The 17306-nt window shown below is 71.5% G+C and carries 19 protein-coding genes, 1 pseudogene and 1 riboswitch; of the genes and pseudogenes, 10 read left to right on the top strand and 10 right to left on the bottom strand.

The genetic code is table 11. The features are described from left to right. Positions 1 to 4 precede the first annotated feature (4 nt). From QFZ75_RS03210 to QFZ75_RS03195, 4 genes are read right to left on the bottom strand one after another with little or no spacing between them, the layout of a single operon-like run. Positions 5 to 868, bottom strand: a complete 864-nt coding sequence (locus QFZ75_RS03210) for an energy-coupling factor ABC transporter ATP-binding protein (RefSeq protein WP_307533720.1) — start codon at positions 866 to 868, stop codon at positions 5 to 7. After that, entirely contained in the window at positions 865 to 1614 is a 750-nt protein-coding gene (gene cbiQ, locus QFZ75_RS03205) for a cobalt ECF transporter T component CbiQ (protein WP_307533719.1), read from the bottom strand. The genes QFZ75_RS03210 and cbiQ overlap by 4 nt, the downstream gene beginning before the upstream one ends. Positions 1615 to 1620: 6 nt before the next feature. Continuing rightward, positions 1621 to 2043: an energy-coupling factor ABC transporter substrate-binding protein gene (locus tag QFZ75_RS03200; protein WP_307533718.1), complete on the bottom strand. Its 423-nt coding sequence runs from the start codon at positions 2041 to 2043 to the stop codon at positions 1621 to 1623. Continuing rightward, positions 2040 to 2753 carry an energy-coupling factor ABC transporter permease gene (locus QFZ75_RS03195; protein WP_307533717.1) on the bottom strand — a complete coding sequence of 238 codons (714 nt, stop codon included), beginning with the start codon at positions 2751 to 2753 and terminating at the stop codon, positions 2040 to 2042. Before QFZ75_RS03195 ends, QFZ75_RS03200 begins: the two co-directional genes overlap by 4 nt. A gap of 29 nt (positions 2754 to 2782) precedes the next feature. Continuing rightward, positions 2783 to 2966: riboswitch (cobalamin riboswitch) on the bottom strand. Positions 2967 to 3167: 201 nt separating this feature from the next. Between QFZ75_RS03195 and QFZ75_RS03190 the strand changes: the two genes are divergently transcribed. After that, the gene (locus QFZ75_RS03190; protein WP_307533716.1) at positions 3168 to 4832 is read left to right on the top strand and encodes a cellulase family glycosylhydrolase; all 1665 of its coding nucleotides are present in this window, start codon (positions 3168 to 3170) and stop codon (positions 4830 to 4832) included. 56 nt (positions 4833 to 4888) lie between these two features. On the opposite strand, the gene QFZ75_RS03185 is transcribed toward QFZ75_RS03190, so the two are convergent. Further along, positions 4889 to 5554, bottom strand: a complete 666-nt coding sequence (locus tag QFZ75_RS03185) for a BlaI/MecI/CopY family transcriptional regulator (protein WP_307533715.1) — start codon at positions 5552 to 5554, stop codon at positions 4889 to 4891. A gap of 265 nt (positions 5555 to 5819) precedes the next feature. On the opposite strand from QFZ75_RS03185, the pseudogene QFZ75_RS03180 reads away from it, so the two are divergent. Next, a pseudogene (locus QFZ75_RS03180) lies at positions 5820 to 6149 on the top strand (cellulose biosynthesis protein CelD); the annotation flags it as partial. Here QFZ75_RS03180 and QFZ75_RS03175 read toward each other — a convergent pair. Continuing rightward, positions 6076 to 6540 carry a hypothetical protein gene (locus tag QFZ75_RS03175; RefSeq protein WP_307533714.1) on the bottom strand — a complete coding sequence of 155 codons (465 nt, stop codon included), beginning with the start codon at positions 6538 to 6540 and terminating at the stop codon, positions 6076 to 6078. The pseudogene QFZ75_RS03180 and the gene QFZ75_RS03175 overlap by 74 nt on opposite strands. Positions 6541 to 6814: 274 nt before the next feature. Between QFZ75_RS03175 and QFZ75_RS03170 the strand changes: the two genes are divergently transcribed. Next, on the top strand, positions 6815 to 8038 hold the full coding sequence (locus tag QFZ75_RS03170) for a phosphatidylserine/phosphatidylglycerophosphate/cardiolipin synthase family protein (RefSeq protein WP_307533713.1): 1224 nt from the start codon (positions 6815 to 6817) through the stop codon (positions 8036 to 8038). A gap of 61 nt (positions 8039 to 8099) precedes the next feature. Here QFZ75_RS03170 and QFZ75_RS03165 read toward each other — a convergent pair whose 3' ends face one another. Next, positions 8100 to 8804: a GAF and ANTAR domain-containing protein gene (locus QFZ75_RS03165; RefSeq protein WP_307533712.1), complete on the bottom strand. Its 705-nt coding sequence runs from the start codon at positions 8802 to 8804 to the stop codon at positions 8100 to 8102. A 247-nt stretch (positions 8805 to 9051) separates the two neighbouring features. Between QFZ75_RS03165 and QFZ75_RS03160 the strand changes: the two genes are divergently transcribed. From QFZ75_RS03160 to QFZ75_RS03145, 4 genes are all read left to right on the top strand, one after another. Further along, positions 9052 to 9309, top strand: a complete 258-nt coding sequence (locus QFZ75_RS03160; RefSeq protein ID WP_307533711.1) for a WhiB family transcriptional regulator — start codon at positions 9052 to 9054, stop codon at positions 9307 to 9309. A gap of 202 nt (positions 9310 to 9511) precedes the next feature. After that, on the top strand, positions 9512 to 9862 hold the full coding sequence (locus tag QFZ75_RS03155) for a hypothetical protein (protein WP_307533710.1): 351 nt from the start codon (positions 9512 to 9514) through the stop codon (positions 9860 to 9862). 134 nt (positions 9863 to 9996) lie between these two features. Further along, a complete protein-coding gene (locus QFZ75_RS03150) occupies positions 9997 to 10497 on the top strand; it encodes a hypothetical protein (protein ID WP_307533709.1) in 501 nt (166 codons plus the stop codon). Positions 10498 to 10653: 156 nt separating this feature from the next. Continuing rightward, on the top strand, positions 10654 to 11145 hold the full coding sequence (locus tag QFZ75_RS03145; RefSeq protein ID WP_307533708.1) for a hemerythrin domain-containing protein: 492 nt from the start codon (positions 10654 to 10656) through the stop codon (positions 11143 to 11145). 106 nt (positions 11146 to 11251) lie between these two features. Here the strand turns inward: QFZ75_RS03145 and QFZ75_RS03140 are convergent, their stop codons facing one another. Then, entirely contained in the window at positions 11252 to 11710 is a 459-nt protein-coding gene (locus QFZ75_RS03140; RefSeq protein WP_307533707.1) for an ATP-binding protein, read from the bottom strand. A 73-nt stretch (positions 11711 to 11783) separates the two neighbouring features. Beyond that, on the bottom strand, positions 11784 to 11957 hold the full coding sequence (locus QFZ75_RS03135; protein ID WP_149510020.1) for a CsbD family protein: 174 nt from the start codon (positions 11955 to 11957) through the stop codon (positions 11784 to 11786). Between the two features lie 401 nt (positions 11958 to 12358). On the opposite strand from QFZ75_RS03135, the gene QFZ75_RS03130 reads away from it, so the two are divergent. Continuing rightward, the gene (locus QFZ75_RS03130) at positions 12359 to 14179 is read left to right on the top strand and encodes a glycoside hydrolase family 15 protein (protein WP_307533706.1); all 1821 of its coding nucleotides are present in this window, start codon (positions 12359 to 12361) and stop codon (positions 14177 to 14179) included. 93 nt (positions 14180 to 14272) lie between these two features. Beyond that, the gene (locus QFZ75_RS03125) at positions 14273 to 14794 is read left to right on the top strand and encodes a hypothetical protein (RefSeq protein ID WP_307533705.1); all 522 of its coding nucleotides are present in this window, start codon (positions 14273 to 14275) and stop codon (positions 14792 to 14794) included. 142 nt (positions 14795 to 14936) lie between these two features. Here the strand turns inward: QFZ75_RS03125 and QFZ75_RS03120 are convergent, their stop codons facing one another. Continuing rightward, positions 14937 to 16349: a DUF2252 domain-containing protein gene (locus tag QFZ75_RS03120; protein WP_307533704.1), complete on the bottom strand. Its 1413-nt coding sequence runs from the start codon at positions 16347 to 16349 to the stop codon at positions 14937 to 14939. A gap of 224 nt (positions 16350 to 16573) precedes the next feature. Between QFZ75_RS03120 and QFZ75_RS03115 the strand changes: the two genes are divergently transcribed. Beyond that, on the top strand, positions 16574 to 17299 hold the full coding sequence (locus tag QFZ75_RS03115; protein ID WP_307533703.1) for an HdeD family acid-resistance protein: 726 nt from the start codon (positions 16574 to 16576) through the stop codon (positions 17297 to 17299). The last annotated feature ends 7 nt before the right edge of the window (positions 17300 to 17306 follow it).

Here is a 17306-nt window from a genome sequence, read left to right as displayed (position 1 = left end):
CGCGTCAGCCGTCGGCCGGCACCGGGGGAGCGCAGTGCCGCACGGTCATCGAGGCCAGTTCCTCGGCGGTGCGCGGGCCGGGGGAGGTGCCGGTCCAGAGGCCCCGCGCGCGCAGGAGTTCCGTCACCGCGATGCCCCACGGCAGCCGCAGCCCCGCCGCCGCCAGCAGGTCCGTGCGGGCCAGGGTCGCGGCGGCGGGGCCGGTGACCGCTCCGGACGGGGTGAGGAGCGCCACGTCGTCGGCCCAGCGCAGGGCCAGGTCCACGTCGTGGGTCGCCATCACCACGGTGGTGCCGCTCCCGCGCAGCCCGTCGAGGGTCGTGAGCAGCCGCTCCTGCCCGTCCGGGTCGAGCCCCGCGGTGGGCTCGTCGAGGATCAGGACACGGGGACGCATCGCCACGGCGCCCGCGATCGCGGTCCGCTTGCGCTGCCCGTAGGAGAGCAGATGGGTGGGCCGGTCGGCCAGGGCCGTGATGTCCAGGGCGGCGAGCGCCTCGTCCACCCGGGCCCGTACCTCGGCGTCCGGCAGGCCGAGGTTCAGCGGCCCGAACGACACGTCCTGGCCGACCGAGGCGGCGAAGAGCTGGTCGTCGGGGTCCTGCACCACCAACTGGACGGTCGTACGCAGCAGGGTCAGGCCCTTGCGGTCGTGGCGGACCGGGCGGCCCTCGACCGTCAACTGCCCGCCGCGCGGCCGCAGTCCGCCGCTGAGCAGCCGCATCAGTGTGGTCTTGCCGCTGCCGTTGCGGCCGAGCAGGGCGAGCGCGCGCCCCGCGCGCACCTCGAAGTCCAGGCCGTCGAGCACGGTCGGCCCGTCCTCGTACGCGTAGGACGCGCCCCGCAGGGCGACCAGCACGGGCTCGCTCATCGCAGCGGCCTTTCCAGTACGAAGGTGAGTGCGGCCAGGCCCGCGAGCAGGGCCGTGCTCAGGAACGTGAAGCGCGCGGAGATCCGCGCCGGCGGCACCAGGACGCGCAGGGTGCCGTCGTAACCGCGCCCGGCGAGCCCGGCCTGCAGCCGGGTCGCCCGGTCGAAGGCCCGCACGAAAGCGGTGGCGCCGAGCCCGGCCAGGGAGCGCCAGGAGGCGGCCCGTGTGGTGTGCCCGAGCCGCGCGGCCTGCGCCTCCCTGATCCGACGTACCGAGTCCAGGAGCAGAAAGCTCATCCGGTACGTCACCAGGGCGACGTCGACGACCGGCGCGGGCACCCCGGCGTTCACCAGCCGGGGCAGCAGGTCGGACAGGGGAGTGGTGAACGCGAACAGCAGCACCCCGAGGGAGGCCGCCGAGGTGCGCAGCAGGAGTTCGCCGGCGCGCACCGGCCCGCCCCCGGCCAGGGTCACGAACCCGTCCGGACCGCCGACCTGGAACAGCAGCGGCAGCGCCCCGGTCACGCAGAACCCCAGCGGCACCCGGTAGGCGCGCCAGAGCCTGCGCCCGGGTACGGCGGCGGGGCCCAGCAGCACGACGAGGGCGGTCACCAGCACCAGGGCGGCGCCGGGCCAGGGCGGGAGCGAGATCGCCAGCACGGTCAGACCGAGCCCGAGCACGGCCTTGTCCACGGGGTGGCGGTGGCGCCAGCGGCTGCTGTGCGCCGCCGCGTCGATGGGCAGCACGAAGACTCAGGCCCGTCGGGACACGGACTCGGCGGTACCGCCGGCCGCGGACGTGCCGTGTGCCGCACCGGTACCGCCGGCCGGGGACGTGGCATGCGCCCTGTCCTGGCCGTCCTTTGTGGCCAGGGCCCGCAGTTCGCCCTGGCGGCGGCCCCGGCGCAGACCGAAGTAGTAGGCGAGGACGCCCGCGCCGAGGGCGGCCTGCAGGGCGAAGAGCGCCGACTCGATCTCCCCGGACGGCGGCTCGTACAGGGGCGAGAACCACGGCTCGTAGTCCGGTTCGATCTCGGTGATCGCGGTCTCCGCCTCCGCGTCGGAGCCTGTGAACGGTTCCTTCTTGTGGTCGCCCAGTCCCAGGGCCAGCGGCAGTACCGCGAGGGCGGCCACGACGAGCAGCAGCAGGGTGTTGATCTTCGCGTTACGGCTCATCGGGCCACCGCCTCCGTCGTGTCGGCCGTCCCGGTCCGGGACCGCTCCTTGGTGAGGAGCACGCCGAGCCGGGTCAGTTCGCCCTTGCTCGACTGCACCAGCAGACGCATCACGAGCACGGTGAGCAGGCCCTCGCTCACCGCGAGCGGGATCTGCGTGACAGCGAAGATCGAGCCGAACTTGCCGAGCGCGCCCAGGAACCCGCTGCTCGGGTCGGGGAACGCGAGCGCGAGCTGCACGCTGGTGACGCAGTACGTGGACAGGTCGGCGACGAACGCGGCGAAGAACACCGCGACCATCAGCGGCGCGCCGAACAGCCGGAGCAGCCGGTAGATCCCGTAGCCGGCCCAGGGCCCGGCGATCGCCATCGAGAAGACGTTGGCGCCGAGCGTGGTCAGCCCGCCGTGCGCGAGCAGCAGTGCCTGGAAGAGCAGGGTGATGGTGCCCAGCACCGCCATGACCGGCGGCCGGAACAGGACGGCACCGAGGCCCGTGCCGGTGGGGTGCGAGCAACTGCCGGTCACCGACGGCAGTTTCAGTGCGGAGAGGACAAACGTGAACGGCCCGGACGCCCCGATGAGCAGCGTGCTCTCGGGATGCTCCCTGACCTCACGGGTGAGCGACCGGACTCCGTGGACGACGAACGGCGCCGACGCGACGCCCCAGGCGACCGCGTGCGCCGGAGGAAGGAAACCCTCGGCTATGTGCATGGCTCTGCAGACCCTCTCCAGCACCTCGTGGATGGTTGACGCGCCTTGGCCGGTCTCCTGGCTTACGGGTCAAAACCGCCCGTGCTCCGCCTTCCCGGGTCCGAGGACCCAGTGGCTGCCCGTGAGGGCCGGAGCCGGACTTCCCGATCACAGTGGCGAGGGCCGCACCGGCATCACACCGATTTCCCGAGCACCAAGGCGTGGTGACACTAGTGCGCGTACCGGGGTGGTGACAAGCGGCCCCCCAGGGGCGTACGGGTGGTCACGGTGCCTGGGGCGGCCGGCGGTTCTTCACACCTGTTACGCGTCGGAACGTGCGTCAAGTCTTGACGTGCCCCTGACGAAGTGACTCTATGGGAGCGCTCCCACCCATCCGAAACTCACGTTTCTTGGCGCTCACTTTCTGGAGTCGCAGTGAGAAGAACAAGAAGCACGACTCGAAAGACCCTCGTCAGCGCGCTGCTGGCCGGGCTGGCAGCGTTCCTCGGGCTTGTCGTTCTCGGCGCCCTCGTCCCGACCGCCGCACATGCCAAGTCCCCGGACGTCCTCGCGACCGGCCTCCACATCGACGACGGACGCCTGCTCGAAGGCAACGGCAACGACTTCGTTATGCGCGGCGTCAATCACGCCCACACCTGGTATCCGAGCCAGACGCAGTCGCTGGCCGACATCAAGGCGTTCGGTGCCAACACCGTCCGCGTCGTCCTGTCCAACGGCCACCGCTGGACCAAGAACAGTGCCGAGGACGTGGCCGGCGTCGTCGCCCAGTGCAAGGCCAACCGGCTGATCTGCGTACTGGAGGTGCACGACACCACCGGATACGCCGAGGAGAGCGCCGCAGCCACCCTCGACCAGGCCGCCGACTACTGGATCGGCCTGAAGAGCGTCCTCGCCGGCGAAGAGAACTACGTCATCATCAACATCGGCAACGAGCCCTGGGGCAACACCGATCCGGCGGGCTGGACCGCTCCCACGATCGCCGCCGTCAAGAAACTGCGCACCGCCGGGTTCGAGCACACCATCATGGTGGACGCACCCAACTGGGGCCAGGACTGGCAGAACGTCATGCGCACCAACGCCCAGGCCGTCTACGACGCCGACACCACCGGCAACCTGATCTTCTCGATCCACATGTACAGCGTCTACGACACCGCACAGGAGATCACCGACTACCTGAACGCCTTCGTCAACGCCCGACTGCCGATCCTGATCGGCGAGTTCGGCGGACCGGCCGACCAGTACGGCGACCCGGACGAGGACACCATGATGGCCGCGGCGCAGCAGCTGCGGCTCGGGTACCTCGCCTGGTCCTGGAGCGGCAACACGGATCCGATCCTCGACCTGGTGATCGGCTTCGACCCCGGTCGGCTCAGCTCCTGGGGGCAGCGCATCTTCAACGGCGTCAACGGCATCGCACAGACCTCGAAGGAAGCCACGGTCTTCGGCGGCGGGAACCCGGGCGACACCCAGGCCCCGACCACTCCGGGAACCCCCGCCGCGTCCGCCGTGGCTGCCACGTCCGTGACCCTGACCTGGACCGCCGCGACCGACAACGTCGGCGTCACCGGCTACGACGTCGTGCGCGTCGGCACCTCCGAGAGCACGGTCGCCGCGTCCACCATGAACACCGCCACCGTGACCGGCCTCACCGCGAACACGGCCTACACCTTCGCCGTGTACGCACGTGACGCGGCCGGGAACCGGTCGGCCCGCTCGGCCACGGTGAACGTCACCACGGACGACGGGAGTTCACCCGGTACGACCTGCTCCGTCGGCTACCGCGTCGGCAACGAGTGGCCGGGGGGCTTCCAGGGCGAGATCACCATCCGCAACACGGGCACCACCGTCATCAGCGGGTGGCGGCTGGTCTTCGCCTTCGCCAACGGGCAGACCGTCTCCAACATGTGGGGCGGCACCCCGACCCAGAGCGGCGCCTCGGTGAGTGTCGCCGCGGCCTCGTACACCTCCACCATCCCCGCGAGCGGCTCGGTCACTGTCGGTTTCACGGCCAACAAGGGGACCGTCAACGCCGTTCCGACCGCGTTCGCGCTCAACGGCGCCACCTGCGCCGCCGTCTGATCCGGCGACCACCGGCCGGCGGGGTTCACCACGCCCCGTCGGCCGTCCGGTACGGGTCAGGCGGTATCCGGCGCCTGTTCGGTCCCGGTCTCGGTGACCTGCGTGGTCTCCGCGGTGTCGCCGGGAGCCGCGGCGGCCGCGGCCGTCGTGTAGAAGACGGACGACCCCTGCTTGGTGCGCTGGACCTGCCCCTTGGCGACCAGCCCCTCGATCGTGGTGCGGACCACCTTGGGCTTGATCTCGCGATCCGGGTGGGCCTCGGCCAGCGCGGTGGCGACCTCGGCGGACGAGCGCGGCTCGGACTGCCGGCCGAGGTGGTCACGGATGAGCTCGACGAGGGTGGGCCGGGCGGGGGCCGGCTTCGCGAGGGCCGGCTTCGCGGCGGCGGGCTTCGCGGCGGCGGATTTCGAGGCGACGGATTTCGAAGCGGCGGACGCCGAACTCCCGGACTCGGCCGCCGACTTCGTGGCGGCCGGTCCGGTGGCCGTCTTCTTCCGCTTCGCCGTGGTGGCCGCCGCCTGGGCGGAGTCGTCACCACCCAGCGCCCGCTGCAGCTGCGCCAGCAGGGTCCGGTCGTGCCGCAGGCCGCGCAACTGCTCCTCCAGCGAAGCCACTTCGGCGCCGATACGTTCCTGCTCCTTGGTGTTGCGTTCCAGGTCCGCGGCGACCTGGGCGGCGTACTGGGTCTTGAGCTGCGTGGCGGCCGATTCGACTTCGGACATGGCGGTGACCTTTCCTCGTCATCGTGTGCTGCTGGGGCCGGATGCTACCTGGATCCCGTCGCGTCATCCGGGCCATGATCCAGAACGCGTTCGCACCCGCCCCCGTGTCCGGGGCCACCCGGCCCGCACCTTTTCCGTCACGACCACGAGCCTTGACAGGCTGCATGCTGTTTCGCGAAGTGTGAGCCCCCGTCGAACACTTCGGGTCCCGGCCGTCGGCCGTCGGCCGGGGAACGTGCATCGACGGACGACGGACGACGGACGGCGGACGGCGGAGGCCGCGGGCCGGGAGGGCGCGCGGATCATGGACCTGAGCCGTGGCGACAAGGAGTACAAGGACCGGCTCAAGACGCGGGAACTGTGCGTGGGGGAGGGCTTCGCGAGCCGCCCCCGTCCGGTGGCGGCGGTGCACCGGCTGGGGCGCAGACCGGTGCGCGGCCTGCGGAACACGGTCCTGGCCCATCACCGGCTGCGCGACCCGGCCGGCCGGCCGGTGTCCCGGACGCGGTCGGTCCCGTACGTCAGCGGTGGTCGTCCCCGGCTTCGCCCGGGGAGCCGTCGGGCCTGCCCAGGGACCAGCCGGAGATGTCCGTGAGCCGCCCCCGCCACAGGGGCATGACGACGGGTCCGCCCGCGCCGACGACACTGGTGGCGTCCCGTAGGTGGATCCACTGGGGCAGTCGCTGCGGGGCCGGGCGCCCCTGCTTCTCGGCGACCGCCTGGTCCACCTGCTCGGGGAACCGCTCCAGCAGCTGTGCGCCGGGTCCGTCGACGCCGCGCAGGCTCTGCGCCCAGTCGGTCGTCCACGCCTTGTGCGAGATGAGGTCGCCGTGCAGGAGACCACCCCCGATGATCAAAGTGATCGGCAGGGCGGCCTGCGGGTCCTGGCCGACCAGCCGTACCAGCATCTGCAGCTGCAGATCGGGCGCGGGCTCGGCCACGATCGGCGCGGCCGCCTCACGGAGCGGATCCTGCTCTTCACTCACGGCTCTGCCGGTCCTTTCGATCCCTTGGCTCTGCTGTCGCTCGCGTCGCCGCCGGCGCCTAAGGTGCCGTCCCGACCGGAGAACGCATCGCCCGTCTCCTGCCCACTGTGCCCGCGGACATGTGCGCACGGACCCGACGGATCCTCGATCGTCGCGTTCGCCGCTCCCGGCGCCGCGTGTCCGGGAAGCCGGAGTACAGTCTGCTCGCCGCGCCCGTGCCGGACCGGGCCGCGTGCATCCTCCTGTCTCCTCCCCGTGCCGGCCGGGTGATGCCATGACCAGTACGAAGGACCAGTTGCAGAAGACCTCCCCCCGCGCCGGGACGCCGGCCGCGCCGGTCTACGAGGACCGTGCGCAGCGGATACGCCGGCGGCTGGAGAGACTCATCGGTATCGCGGCGACCGAGGGCAACACCCTCACCGCCCTGCGCAACGGCGACGAGATCTTCGCCGCGATGCTGGCGGGCATCCGGTCCGCCGAACACACCGTGGACATGATGACCTTCGTGTACTGGAAGGGCGACATCGCCCGTGAGTTCGCCGAGGCGCTCACCGAGCGGGCCCGGGCCGGTGTGCGGGTGCGGCTGCTGCTGGACGGGTTCGGCAGCAGGCTGATCGAGAAGGACCTGCTGGCGGCCATGGAGCAGGCCGGGGTGCAGGTGGCGTGGTTCCGCAGGCCGCTGGCGCTCTCACCGTTCAAGCAGAACCACCGCTGCCACCGCAAGGTGCTCGTCGTCGACGAGCAGACGGCCTTCACCGGCGGGGTGGGGATCGCGGAGGAGTGGTGCGGGAACGCGCGCAACGAGCACGAGTGGCGCGACACCCACGTCGAGGTCCGCGGGCCCGCCGTGGACGGTGTCGCCGCCGCCTTCGCGCAGAACTGGGCCGAGTGCCACGACGAACTCTTCGACGGGCGCGACCGGTTCGTCGGACACGAACCCGAGGGCGGGGCCGTGGTGCAGGTGGTGCGCGGCTCGGCCAGCTTCGGGTGGCAGGACATGCAGACCCTGCTCCGGGTGATGCTGGAGTCGGCCGAGGAACGCTTCCGGCTGGCCACGGCCTACTTCGCGCCGGACGCGTTCTTCATCGAGCTGCTGTGCGCGGCGGCCCGCCGGGGTGTGGAGGTGGAGATCCTGCTGCCCGGCCCGCACACGGACAAGCGGGTCTGCCAGCTGGCGGGCCAGCACTACTACGAGGACCTCACCGCCTGCGGCGTGAAGATCTACCAGTACCAGCCGACGATGATGCACGCCAAGGTCATCACCGTGGACCGGGTCGCCGCACTGGTCGGCTCGACCAACTTCAACCGCCGCTCGCTCGACCACGACGAGGAGATCATGCTCGCCGTCCTGGACGAGGAGTTCACCGCCACCCTCGACGCCCACTTCGAGGAGGACATCGCGAACGGCGTCCTGATCGAGGAGGGCCGCTGGAAGCGGCGCTCGGTCGTCCAGCGGGCCCGGGAAGCGGCGGTCGTCCCGATCCGCCGCTTCCTGTGAGCCCGCCGCCAGGAGGCACGGGCACGGCGGGCGAGGGGCCCGGCGGAGCGCGGCCCGGCGGTCAGCCGGGCCTCTCGCCCGTACGGCAGATCTGGCGGGCGATCTCGCGCACTTTGACGTTGCGGTCCTGGGAGGTCTTCTTGAGCACCTTGAAGGCCGCGTCCTCGGCCAGGCCGTAGCGCTCCATGAGGATGCCGATGGCCTCGCCGATCTCGTGCCGGGTCTCCAGGGCGTGACTGAGCTGCTGGTGCGTACGGGCCGCCGAGAAGGCCACCGCCGCGTGCGAGGCAAGGATCCAGCCGGCGCGTCTGGCGGCCTCGTCGAAGGTGTCCGGCTCGTGCGAGTACAGGTTCAGGGCGCCGAGGTCGTCGTCCTCGGTGAAGAGCAGGAAGCCCATCATGCTTCCCATCCCCAGCTCCCTGAGCCGGGGAGTGAAATGCGGCCACTGCTTGCTCGGCTTCGTCATGTCCTCGATCGTGTAGACCTGCTGACGGTCCGTCACGGCGTCGAAGCACGGGCCTTCCTGCAGGTCCTGCTGGATCCGGTCCGCGTGCCGGACCACGTCGCCCGTCGCCGCCAGGGCGTTCACCTTCCCCTGCCGTACGGTGAGGATGCCGGCTTCGTCACACCCGTTGATCAGGACCTTCGCGTGCTCCACGACCCGGTCCAGGGTGCCCTGGGCGGAGTCCTGCGCCAGCAGGTCCCGCGCCATCTCCGCCACGGCGATCGCGAACTGCTCCCAGACCTCGCCCGGCTGCTGCGACATGCGTCACCTGCTTGTTCGTAGAAATGTCCCGGCCGTGGCCCATGGAGATCCCATCTTGTCACCCGGGTGCCCCCGTCGTGCCGAGGCCGGGTCCCCCGGCGCCCCGCGCGTACGTGATCGCCCGTGCTGCCGGACACCGGAGCAGCACTGTCCCACAAGACTCCTTGTTTCACCGGTGCCGTCGTGGGTGACCCGGAGGGGGAACCGAACCCCGTGAACGACATCATCACCACCCAAGGAGGCACTCATGGAAGGCTGGCGCGAGGACGCGGAATGCCGCACCGTCGATCCCGATCTCTTCTTCCCCATCGGCAACACGGGCCCGGCGCTCGTGCAGATCGAGGACGCGAAGAGCGTGTGCCGACGCTGCCCGGTGCAGGCGCAGTGCCTGGAGTGGGCGCTCGAGACGGGCCAGAGCATCGGTGTGTGGGGCGGCAGGAGCGAGGGTGAACGACGCGCCCTGCGGCGCCGCGCCGGTGGCCGCGCCTCCCGCGGCAGCGCGTAGCCCCCGCCGCGCGCGCCACCCGACGTGGCGACGCGTTGACGTGATGACGCGTTGACGTGACGACGTGACGAAGCGTTGCCGTGACGACGCCTTGACGTGGCGCTTCGTCGGAGCCGGCAGGTGTCGGACCGTGTATGGGGGGCAGACGGGAACGGGACCGCTGAGGGAAGCGATCAGCGCCATAGCCGAACGAGGTGGAGCGGTGGGTCTGGAGCAGGACCGGGTGTCCGGTCTCGTCGACGACATGAACGACGAAGTGGCGGAGCCGTCCGACGACGAGCGTGACGCCTGGGCACGGGTACGGCGCTCGGCCACGGGAATGCGCCACCACGAGGCGAAGGAAGCGCTGGAGCGCGCCCGCGGGGCGGCCGGGGACGGGACGCTCACCGGCAGGGACGCGCTGGTCGCGCAGGCGGAGATCGAGGAGTGGGAGCGCATCACCGAAGCGCTCTTCGACCACGCCGGGGTGTACGACAGCGCCGACGACCCCTTCGTCCAGGGCGAATTGGAGGGCCGCGCCCACCACGGCCCGATCCCGCCGGACCACCGGTGAACCTGGACTCCCGGGGCCGGTACGGAGTGGCCTCGGCCGCATTGTCAGTGCCCTCCGGAAGAATGCAGAGCATCAAGACGTCATCGTCCCCGGTGACACGCGATCGAACCCGTCCGTCGAAAGGCCGCCCGCACATGACGCCCTCCTCCCACCTCCGTGCCGTGCCGCGAGCCGCGGACGGGAGCGCCGACATGCTGCGGGCCCTCTCGCGTACCCCCGCGCCACTGACCCCCGGCGGTGCCGAGGTGCTGCGCCTCATCCAGGTGCAGCGGGTCCCCGTCTGCCTGACCGTGCACGCCAACGGCCGCCGCAGGTACGGCTACTGGCAGTCCGTCAGCGCCGGTTCGGCGTACGGGGGTTGCTATGTGGCCCTGCCCACGGACGAGTGCGACGCGCTGCACGCGGCGGGCCGGATCGTGCTCGGGGATCCGGTGACGGACCCGGCCAAGACCACCTACCCGGTGCGTCCGGTGGCGCGCGGCACCTCGTCGACGAGCGTGCCCCGACAGGCCGTCCCGGCCCGGCAGGCCCCCGCGGCCTGGCAGACCCCCACGAACCGGCAGCCCCGCCCGGCAGCGGGACAGGCACTCCCGACCCGGCAGTCCCTCCCGACCCGGCGGGCGCTCACGGCGTAGCGGTGCAACGGCGTCACGGTCCTTCCCTGCCCATCGTCCGGCCCGTCCTCCGCTCCGTCCTGAGCGGTGTGTGCGGGCCGGCGATTTTCTGCGGACACGGGGGTAGTCGTCCCCAGGACCTGATGACCACCGACCACCGGGGAAGGCACACCGCACATGTCCGAGACGCACGATGTCGTCGAACTCATTCTTGAAGACCACCGCACGATGGAGGACCTCTTCCGGCGGATGCGCAGTGTCGAGGCGGACAGGGCGCAGGCGCTGGAGGAGTTCTCCCACCTCCTGATCGCCCATGCCCTCGCCGAGGAGGCCGAGGTCTACCCGGCCCTCAAGCGCTACCGGAACATCGACAACGAAGAGGTCGAGCACGGCGAGGAGGAGCACGAGGAGGGCAACGAGGCGCTGCTCGCCCTCCTGGAGGTCGACGAGGTCGGCTCCGACGAGTGGGACGAGAAGCTGGAAGAGCTCGTCGAGGCCATCACGCACCATGCCGACGAGGAGGAGCGCACGATCCTCAACGGCGCGCGCGAGAACGTCGCCATGAAGCGCCGCGAAGAGCTCGGTGTCGCCTTCCTGAAGGAGCGGGCGCACCAGCTGGGGTCCGGCTGCGGCTCGGTCGAGAACGTCCGCGGCATCGTCAAGGGCTGACCCGGGCGGGAGCGGCACACCCCTGTCCGTGACGACCGGGCGCCCCCGCGGGGGCGCCCGGTCGGACGTCTGCCGTGCCGGAGGGACGGGCCCGCGACGGCGGGGCTCACGGGTGGGCGAGCGGTACCACGGCCGTGATGCGCTTCCCGCCGGTCCGCAGCTCCGAGATCGTGATGTCGCGGGCCAGCCGGCAGACGATGGGCCAGCCATGGCCTCCGGGGCCCATGTATCCCCGCTCGCCGTCGTCGCGCTTCGGCGCGGGGTACTCCCGGCTGCTGTCGCTCACCGACAGGCGTACGACCTCGTCGTCCAGCGCCACTTCGAAACCGGTGACACCGCCGCCGTGCAGCATCGCGTTGGTCGTGAGTTCCGTGGCCACGAGCAGGGCGTCGCCGATGATCTCGTCGCCGCCCTGGGCGATGCGCCGCCGGGATCGCTGGGCCTCGGCCAGCGCGTGCCTCAGCTCCTCGCGCACCTCGGCCGGGCTGCTCGGCCGGGACGGGGCGCGCCGCGACGGCTCGGCCGTCAGGCCGTGGGGAGAAGACGTACGGTACTCCGCGAGCATGTTCTCGCTCCTTCTTAAAAGAAGCGGGCCCGCCGCAAGAGCGTGCGGCGGGCCCTGCGCATCGGCTGGCCCCTCAATGCCGGAATGCGTCCTTGGTCTTCTCCTTGGCCTGGCGGGCGTCACCCTTCGACTGTTCCGCCTTGCCCTCGGCGGTCATCCGCTCGTTGCCGACGGCCTGGCCGAGGGTCTCCTTGACCTTGCCCTTGGCCTGCTCGGTCTTTGCCTTGGCCTTCTCGTCCTGTGCCACTGCGGATCACGTCCTCACTGATGCTTCGTCGCTCTGTCCGTGCGATCTACTGGTACGGCTGACCGAACGAGGCCGGTCCAAACCCGGCTTTTCGAGAATGCGACGGGCTTCCCCCGAATGGCCTGATCACTCCCGCGAAGAATGCGGAAAACGAAATCGAATGACGACGGACGGCGTCGGGGGCGTGAAAGCGACGACATCCATGAACGATCTTCGGCGTACGTGTCCTGCCGGAATGCGCCGCGAATTGACGGCCTGTCCCACGGCCGTCCGCGGACAACTCACCCGCGGCGGGGGAGGCCGCCGGGACGCCGTGCGGCGATGGTGGCGGTCGCGGGGCGCGACACCGTGCCGGGACATGCGATGCCCGGCGGCGCTCCGGCACGGAAGGAGCACCGACCATGCGACGCTATCCCCCCATCGCCGACCACGGGCTGGTAGGCGATCTGCAGACCGCCGCACTGGTCTCCTCCGACGGCACCGTCGACTGGCTGTGCGCGCCCCGGTTCGACTCGCCCAGTGTGTTCGCCTCGCTCCTCGACCACGACCGCGGCGGCCACTTCGCCGTGTCCGCCGACACCGAACGGCCCCCGGTCCAGCTCTACCTCCAGGACACCGCGATCCTGGTGACCCGCTTCCTGGCCGAGTCGGGCGTCGGCGAGGTGGTCGACTTCATGCCGGTGGACCGCCCCGAGCGCGTGGCGGGCAGGCACCGGCTGGTCAGGATCCTGCGGGTCACCCGCGGCCGGGTCCGCTTCACCCTGCGGTGCCGGCCCCGCTTCGACTACGCCCGCGCCGGACACCGCGTCGACCTGGCCGAGGACGCCGTGCGCTTCGACGCCCCCGGCGCACAGGCGGTGCTCCAGACGGCCGGCGCGGTGCGATGGGCCCGGGACGGCGACGACGTCCGCAGCGAACTGACCCTGAGCGAGGGCGAGTCCGCGGCCGTCGTCCTGACGGTGGGCGACGCCGACGACACCCCCGTGCCGCCGCTGACGTACCCGGACGTCACGGCCCTGTTCGAGAGCACCCGGGACTTCTGGCACGCGTGGGTACGCCGCAGTCACTACCACGGACGCTGGCAGGACATGGTGAACAGGGCGGCCATCACCCTGAAACTGCTCACGTACGCGCCCACCGGAGCGCCCGTCGCCGCCCCCACCATGGGGCTGCCCGAGCAGATCGGCGGCGGCCGCAACTGGGACTACCGCTACACCTGGGTGCGGGACGGCTCGATGTCGGTCGGCGCGCTGCTGGGACTGGGCCACGTCGAGGAGGCCCACGCGTTCCGCGGCTGGCTCGGCGACCGGCTGAAGGCGGGCCGCACGGTCAGCGGGGAACCCCTGCAGATCATGTACCGCGTCGACGGCGACCCCGAGCTGACGGAGGAGCCCCTGGATCACCTGGAGGGCTACCGCGGATCGGCGCCGGTGTACGCGGGCAACGGCGCCGCGGGACAGCTCCAGCTGGACATCTACGGAGAGGCGGTGCTCGCCCTGTCCCAGGCGGTGCAGGACACCGGGGAAGCACCGCCCTACGACGGCTGGCAGGCCCTGGCCGGCGTGCTCGACTGGCTGGTCAAGGCCTGGGACCGGCCCGACGAGGGGATCTGGGAGACCCGGGGCGGACAGAAGGACTTCACCTACAGCCGCCTCATGTGCTGGGTCGCCTTCGACCGGGGCATCCGGATGGCCCGCGACTTCGCCCGGCCCGCCGACATCCCGGAATGGACCACGGCACGGGACGACATCCTGCGCCAGGTGATGGAGCGCGGCTGGAGCACGAGCCGGCGGTCGTTCGTCCAGAACTACGAGGACACCACCCTCGACGCGTCCCTGCTCCTGATGCCGTCCGTCGGCTTCATCTCGCCGAAGGATCCGCGCTGGCTGTCGACCCTCGACGCGATGGAGCACGAACTCGTCTCCGACAGCCTCGTGCAGCGCTACGACACACAGGCGTCCCCGGACGGCCTGCGCGGCAGCGAGGGCACGTTCTCCCTGTGCAGCTTCCTGTACGTCGACGCGCTGGCGCGGGCGGGACAGCTCGGCCCGGCCAGGTACGGCTTCGACAAGATGCTGACCTACGCCAACCACGCGGGCCTGTTCGCGGAGGAGATCGGGTCGACGGGGGAACAGCTCGGCAACTTCCCCCAGGCGTTCACCCACCTGGCACTCATCACGGCCGCCCTCTCGCTCGACCACGAGATGGACGCCCTCGGCTGACGGCACGACGCACGCGTACGAGGGAGGCGGTGCGGACCGCCGTACGCGGACCGCGAATGCTGTGACCACGAGCGGCGCCGGAGGGAAACGACGATGTCCAGTACCGGGCAGGCCACGCCCCGGACGGTACGCAGGGCCGAGCGCCGGGCCCGGGCCGACTGCAGCGGTGCCGTCTACGGGTCGATGCTCGCGGCCTCCGTGATCATCGGCGCGGGCACGCTCGGCTCCTTCCCCCGCGTCGAGATGGTGCTGTTGCTGCTGCTCACCGGCCTGGTGTTCTGGATCGCCCATGTGCACGCACAGCTTTTCGGCGCGAGCCTGGCACAACAGAGCCTGGACCGCCGGGTGGTACTGCGGGTGTGCCGCGACGAGTGGCCGATCGTCGAGGCCGCCGTCCCGCCGGCCTTCGCCGTGGCGGTCGGCCCCCTGGCGGGTCTCGGGATCCAGGGCACGCTGTGGCTGGCGCTCGCCGTCGCCGTGGCCGGCCAGGTGGGCTGGTCGACGGCCGCGGCACGGCGCGCCGGCGCCTCCCGGCGCATGGTGGCCGGCACGGCGGCGGTGAACCTGGTACTCGGCCTGCTGATCATCGCGTGCAAGCTGTTCCTGACCCACTGAACGCGGCGGGCGCGGGGCGTACGGCCGGCGGCGTGTCACCTCCGGACGAAGGCGGTCGCGCCACTCGCCGTGTCCCCGCGCGCTCCCAGAAGCCCGAGGAGCCTGAGAAGCCCGAGAAGCTCCGAGAGGTTCTCGAAGGCTCTCAGAGGTTCTCGGCGGTGACCCTTCCGAGGCGGACGGCCGCGCCCAGTGCCTCGAAGTCCCGTTCGTTCTGGTCGGCGTAGGCCTGCGCGAACCCGGCGAGCGCACGGTCGAAGCGGTCGCTGCCGCCGAGGTACGCGGCGATGGCCACGGGGTCGCCGGAACGGGCGTGGGCCCGCGCCAGGCAGGCGCCGCACAACTGCCCGAACAGGCGCAGGAGTCCGGGGTCCATGGTCTCCGGCCGGGCGATGCCCTTCCAGTCCCGTAGCTGGCGTACGTAGAAGTCGCGGCCCAGGCCGTCGAGGCCCACCACGTTCGTCCAGCCCAGGAAGATGTCACTGGTCGTCTGGATCAGCCGCTGTCCCGCCACCACCCGGCGGCCCTGGTTGTCGTAGTGGTCGCCGCCGTTCGTATAGGGGGCGAGGACCGATTCCTGTGCCTCCTTGGCCTGCAGCAGCAGGGGGTCCCCGTCGTCCCTGCCGAGCATGAGCAGGATCCAGCAGCGTGTTCCGACACTGCCGACGCCCACCACCTTCCGGGCCATGTCCACCAGCCGGTAGTGACGCAGCAGGTGCCGCCGCTCCGAGGACAGGGTCCGCGCGTACCCGTCCAGGACGTTCCTCAGCTCCTTCTCCTCCTCGTCCCCGGAGGAGTCCGCGAGCAGGTCGCGCAGCGGGGTGAGCAGCGGCGGGTCGGGTGCGATCCGCCGGCCCCCGGCCGTGACGCGGGTGAGCTTCTCGAAGGCCTGCAGGTGCGTGCGCGTCCTGGCCTTCGCCGTCGCGTCCGCGGTACGGCGCCTGGTGCGTTTGTCCATCGAGGAGGCCAGCAGTTCCCGTATCCGGTCGACGTCGTCCTGCGCGTACCAGATGTCGAGCGTGCTCATGCCGGCGAACCGGCGCATCCGCTGCCGGTAGGCCTGCACACAGGCCCGTACCGCTCTGTTCTGCTGCTTGACCGAGAACCCGTTGGCCCGGCCGGCGATCGCGAGGCTGGCGGCCAGCCGTTTGACGTCCCACTCGAACGGGCCGGTCAGGGTCTCGTCGAAGTCGTTGATGTCGAAGACCAGATGGCGCTCCGGCGAGGCCAGCAGCCGGAAGTTCAGCAGATGGGCGTCTCCGCACAGCTGCACCGGCAGGCCGGTGCCGGGGACGGGCCCGAGGTCCGCGGCCATGACCGACGCGGCGCCCCGGTAGAAGCGGAACGGCGACTCCAGCATGCGTCCGTAGCGGATCGGCACCAACGCGGTCAGCCGTGAGGCCGACTGGCGCTCTATCACCTCGACGGGGTCGGGCCGCTGCTGCTCGGCCTCGAACCAGCCGTGGCACGAACGGGAGGCCCGCTTGCGTGCTTCCCTGCCGTACGCCGCCCGTTCGGCGGGAGACAGGGAGGCCGTGAAGGCGACCGGTATGACCATGGCGCGAACCTCCTGAACCCGTGTCCCGGCACCAGGGGGTACCGCTCGTGCCGGGAGCGACGCGTGTCTGCGTCTCCACCTCAGCGCCGTCCCTCCGGTGCCGGATCACCCGCCGGGGGTGATCCGGTGGCCGGTGGCCGGCGCGACGCTGGCGGCGAGGTCACCACCCACCGTCTCGCCGGCGGTCCGTCCGCGGTGCTCCGCCGGCCGCGCGAGGAGGAGCCATGACCGTGTCGCGTGGTTCGGCACCGCGTTCCGCACCGCAGTCCCCGTCCGCCGGGGCCGCCCCGGGGGCCGCGGCGGATCCGGCGGAGGCGCTGGGCAGGCTCGGGCGCTCCTGGACGTGGATCCTCGGTTCGGCGCTGGCGACGTTCGTGTCCGGCATCCTCGTCCTGGTCTGGCCGGACGGGACGCTGCACGTCCTCGGGGTCCTGGTCGGTCTGTACCTGCTGGTGACGGGCGGCTTCCGGTTCGTCGCGTCCTTCGCGCGCGACGACCCCGGCGAACGGCTGCCGGGTCTGCTCCTCGCGGTGCTGTACGTCCTGGCCGGGGTGCTGTGCATGCGCAATCCGCTGCAGACCGTCGCCGCGCTCTCGCTGATCGTCGGGGTCCTCTGGCTGGTGTCCGGCATCCTCACGCTCTACACGGCCATCGTGGCCAGGGGCCTGCCCCACCGCGGCTTCCTCCTGGGCGCCGCGGTGATCGGCATCCTCGCGGGCATCGTGGTGCTGGCCCTGCCGACCGAGTCGGCCCGGGCACTGACCCGCCTGCTCGGCCTGTGGCTGGTCCTGCTCGGCCTGGCGGAGGTGGTGGTCGCCTTCGCGTGGCGGGCGGCGCCGAAGAGGGGGAGCGCGGCGGGACCGCACGGTTCCGAGGGCTCTGAGGGCTCCGTGCACTCCGCGGGTTCCGCCGGCGCCGCGTCCTGGCCCGGCCGCGCCGGGACCGACTGAGATCCCT

Source organism: Streptomyces sp. V3I8 (assembly GCF_030817535.1).
Taxonomy (GTDB): Bacteria; Actinomycetota; Actinomycetes; order Streptomycetales; family Streptomycetaceae; genus Streptomyces.
Note: the sequence above shows the minus strand (reverse complement) of the source record. Positions and strands in the feature narration are given on the sequence as shown.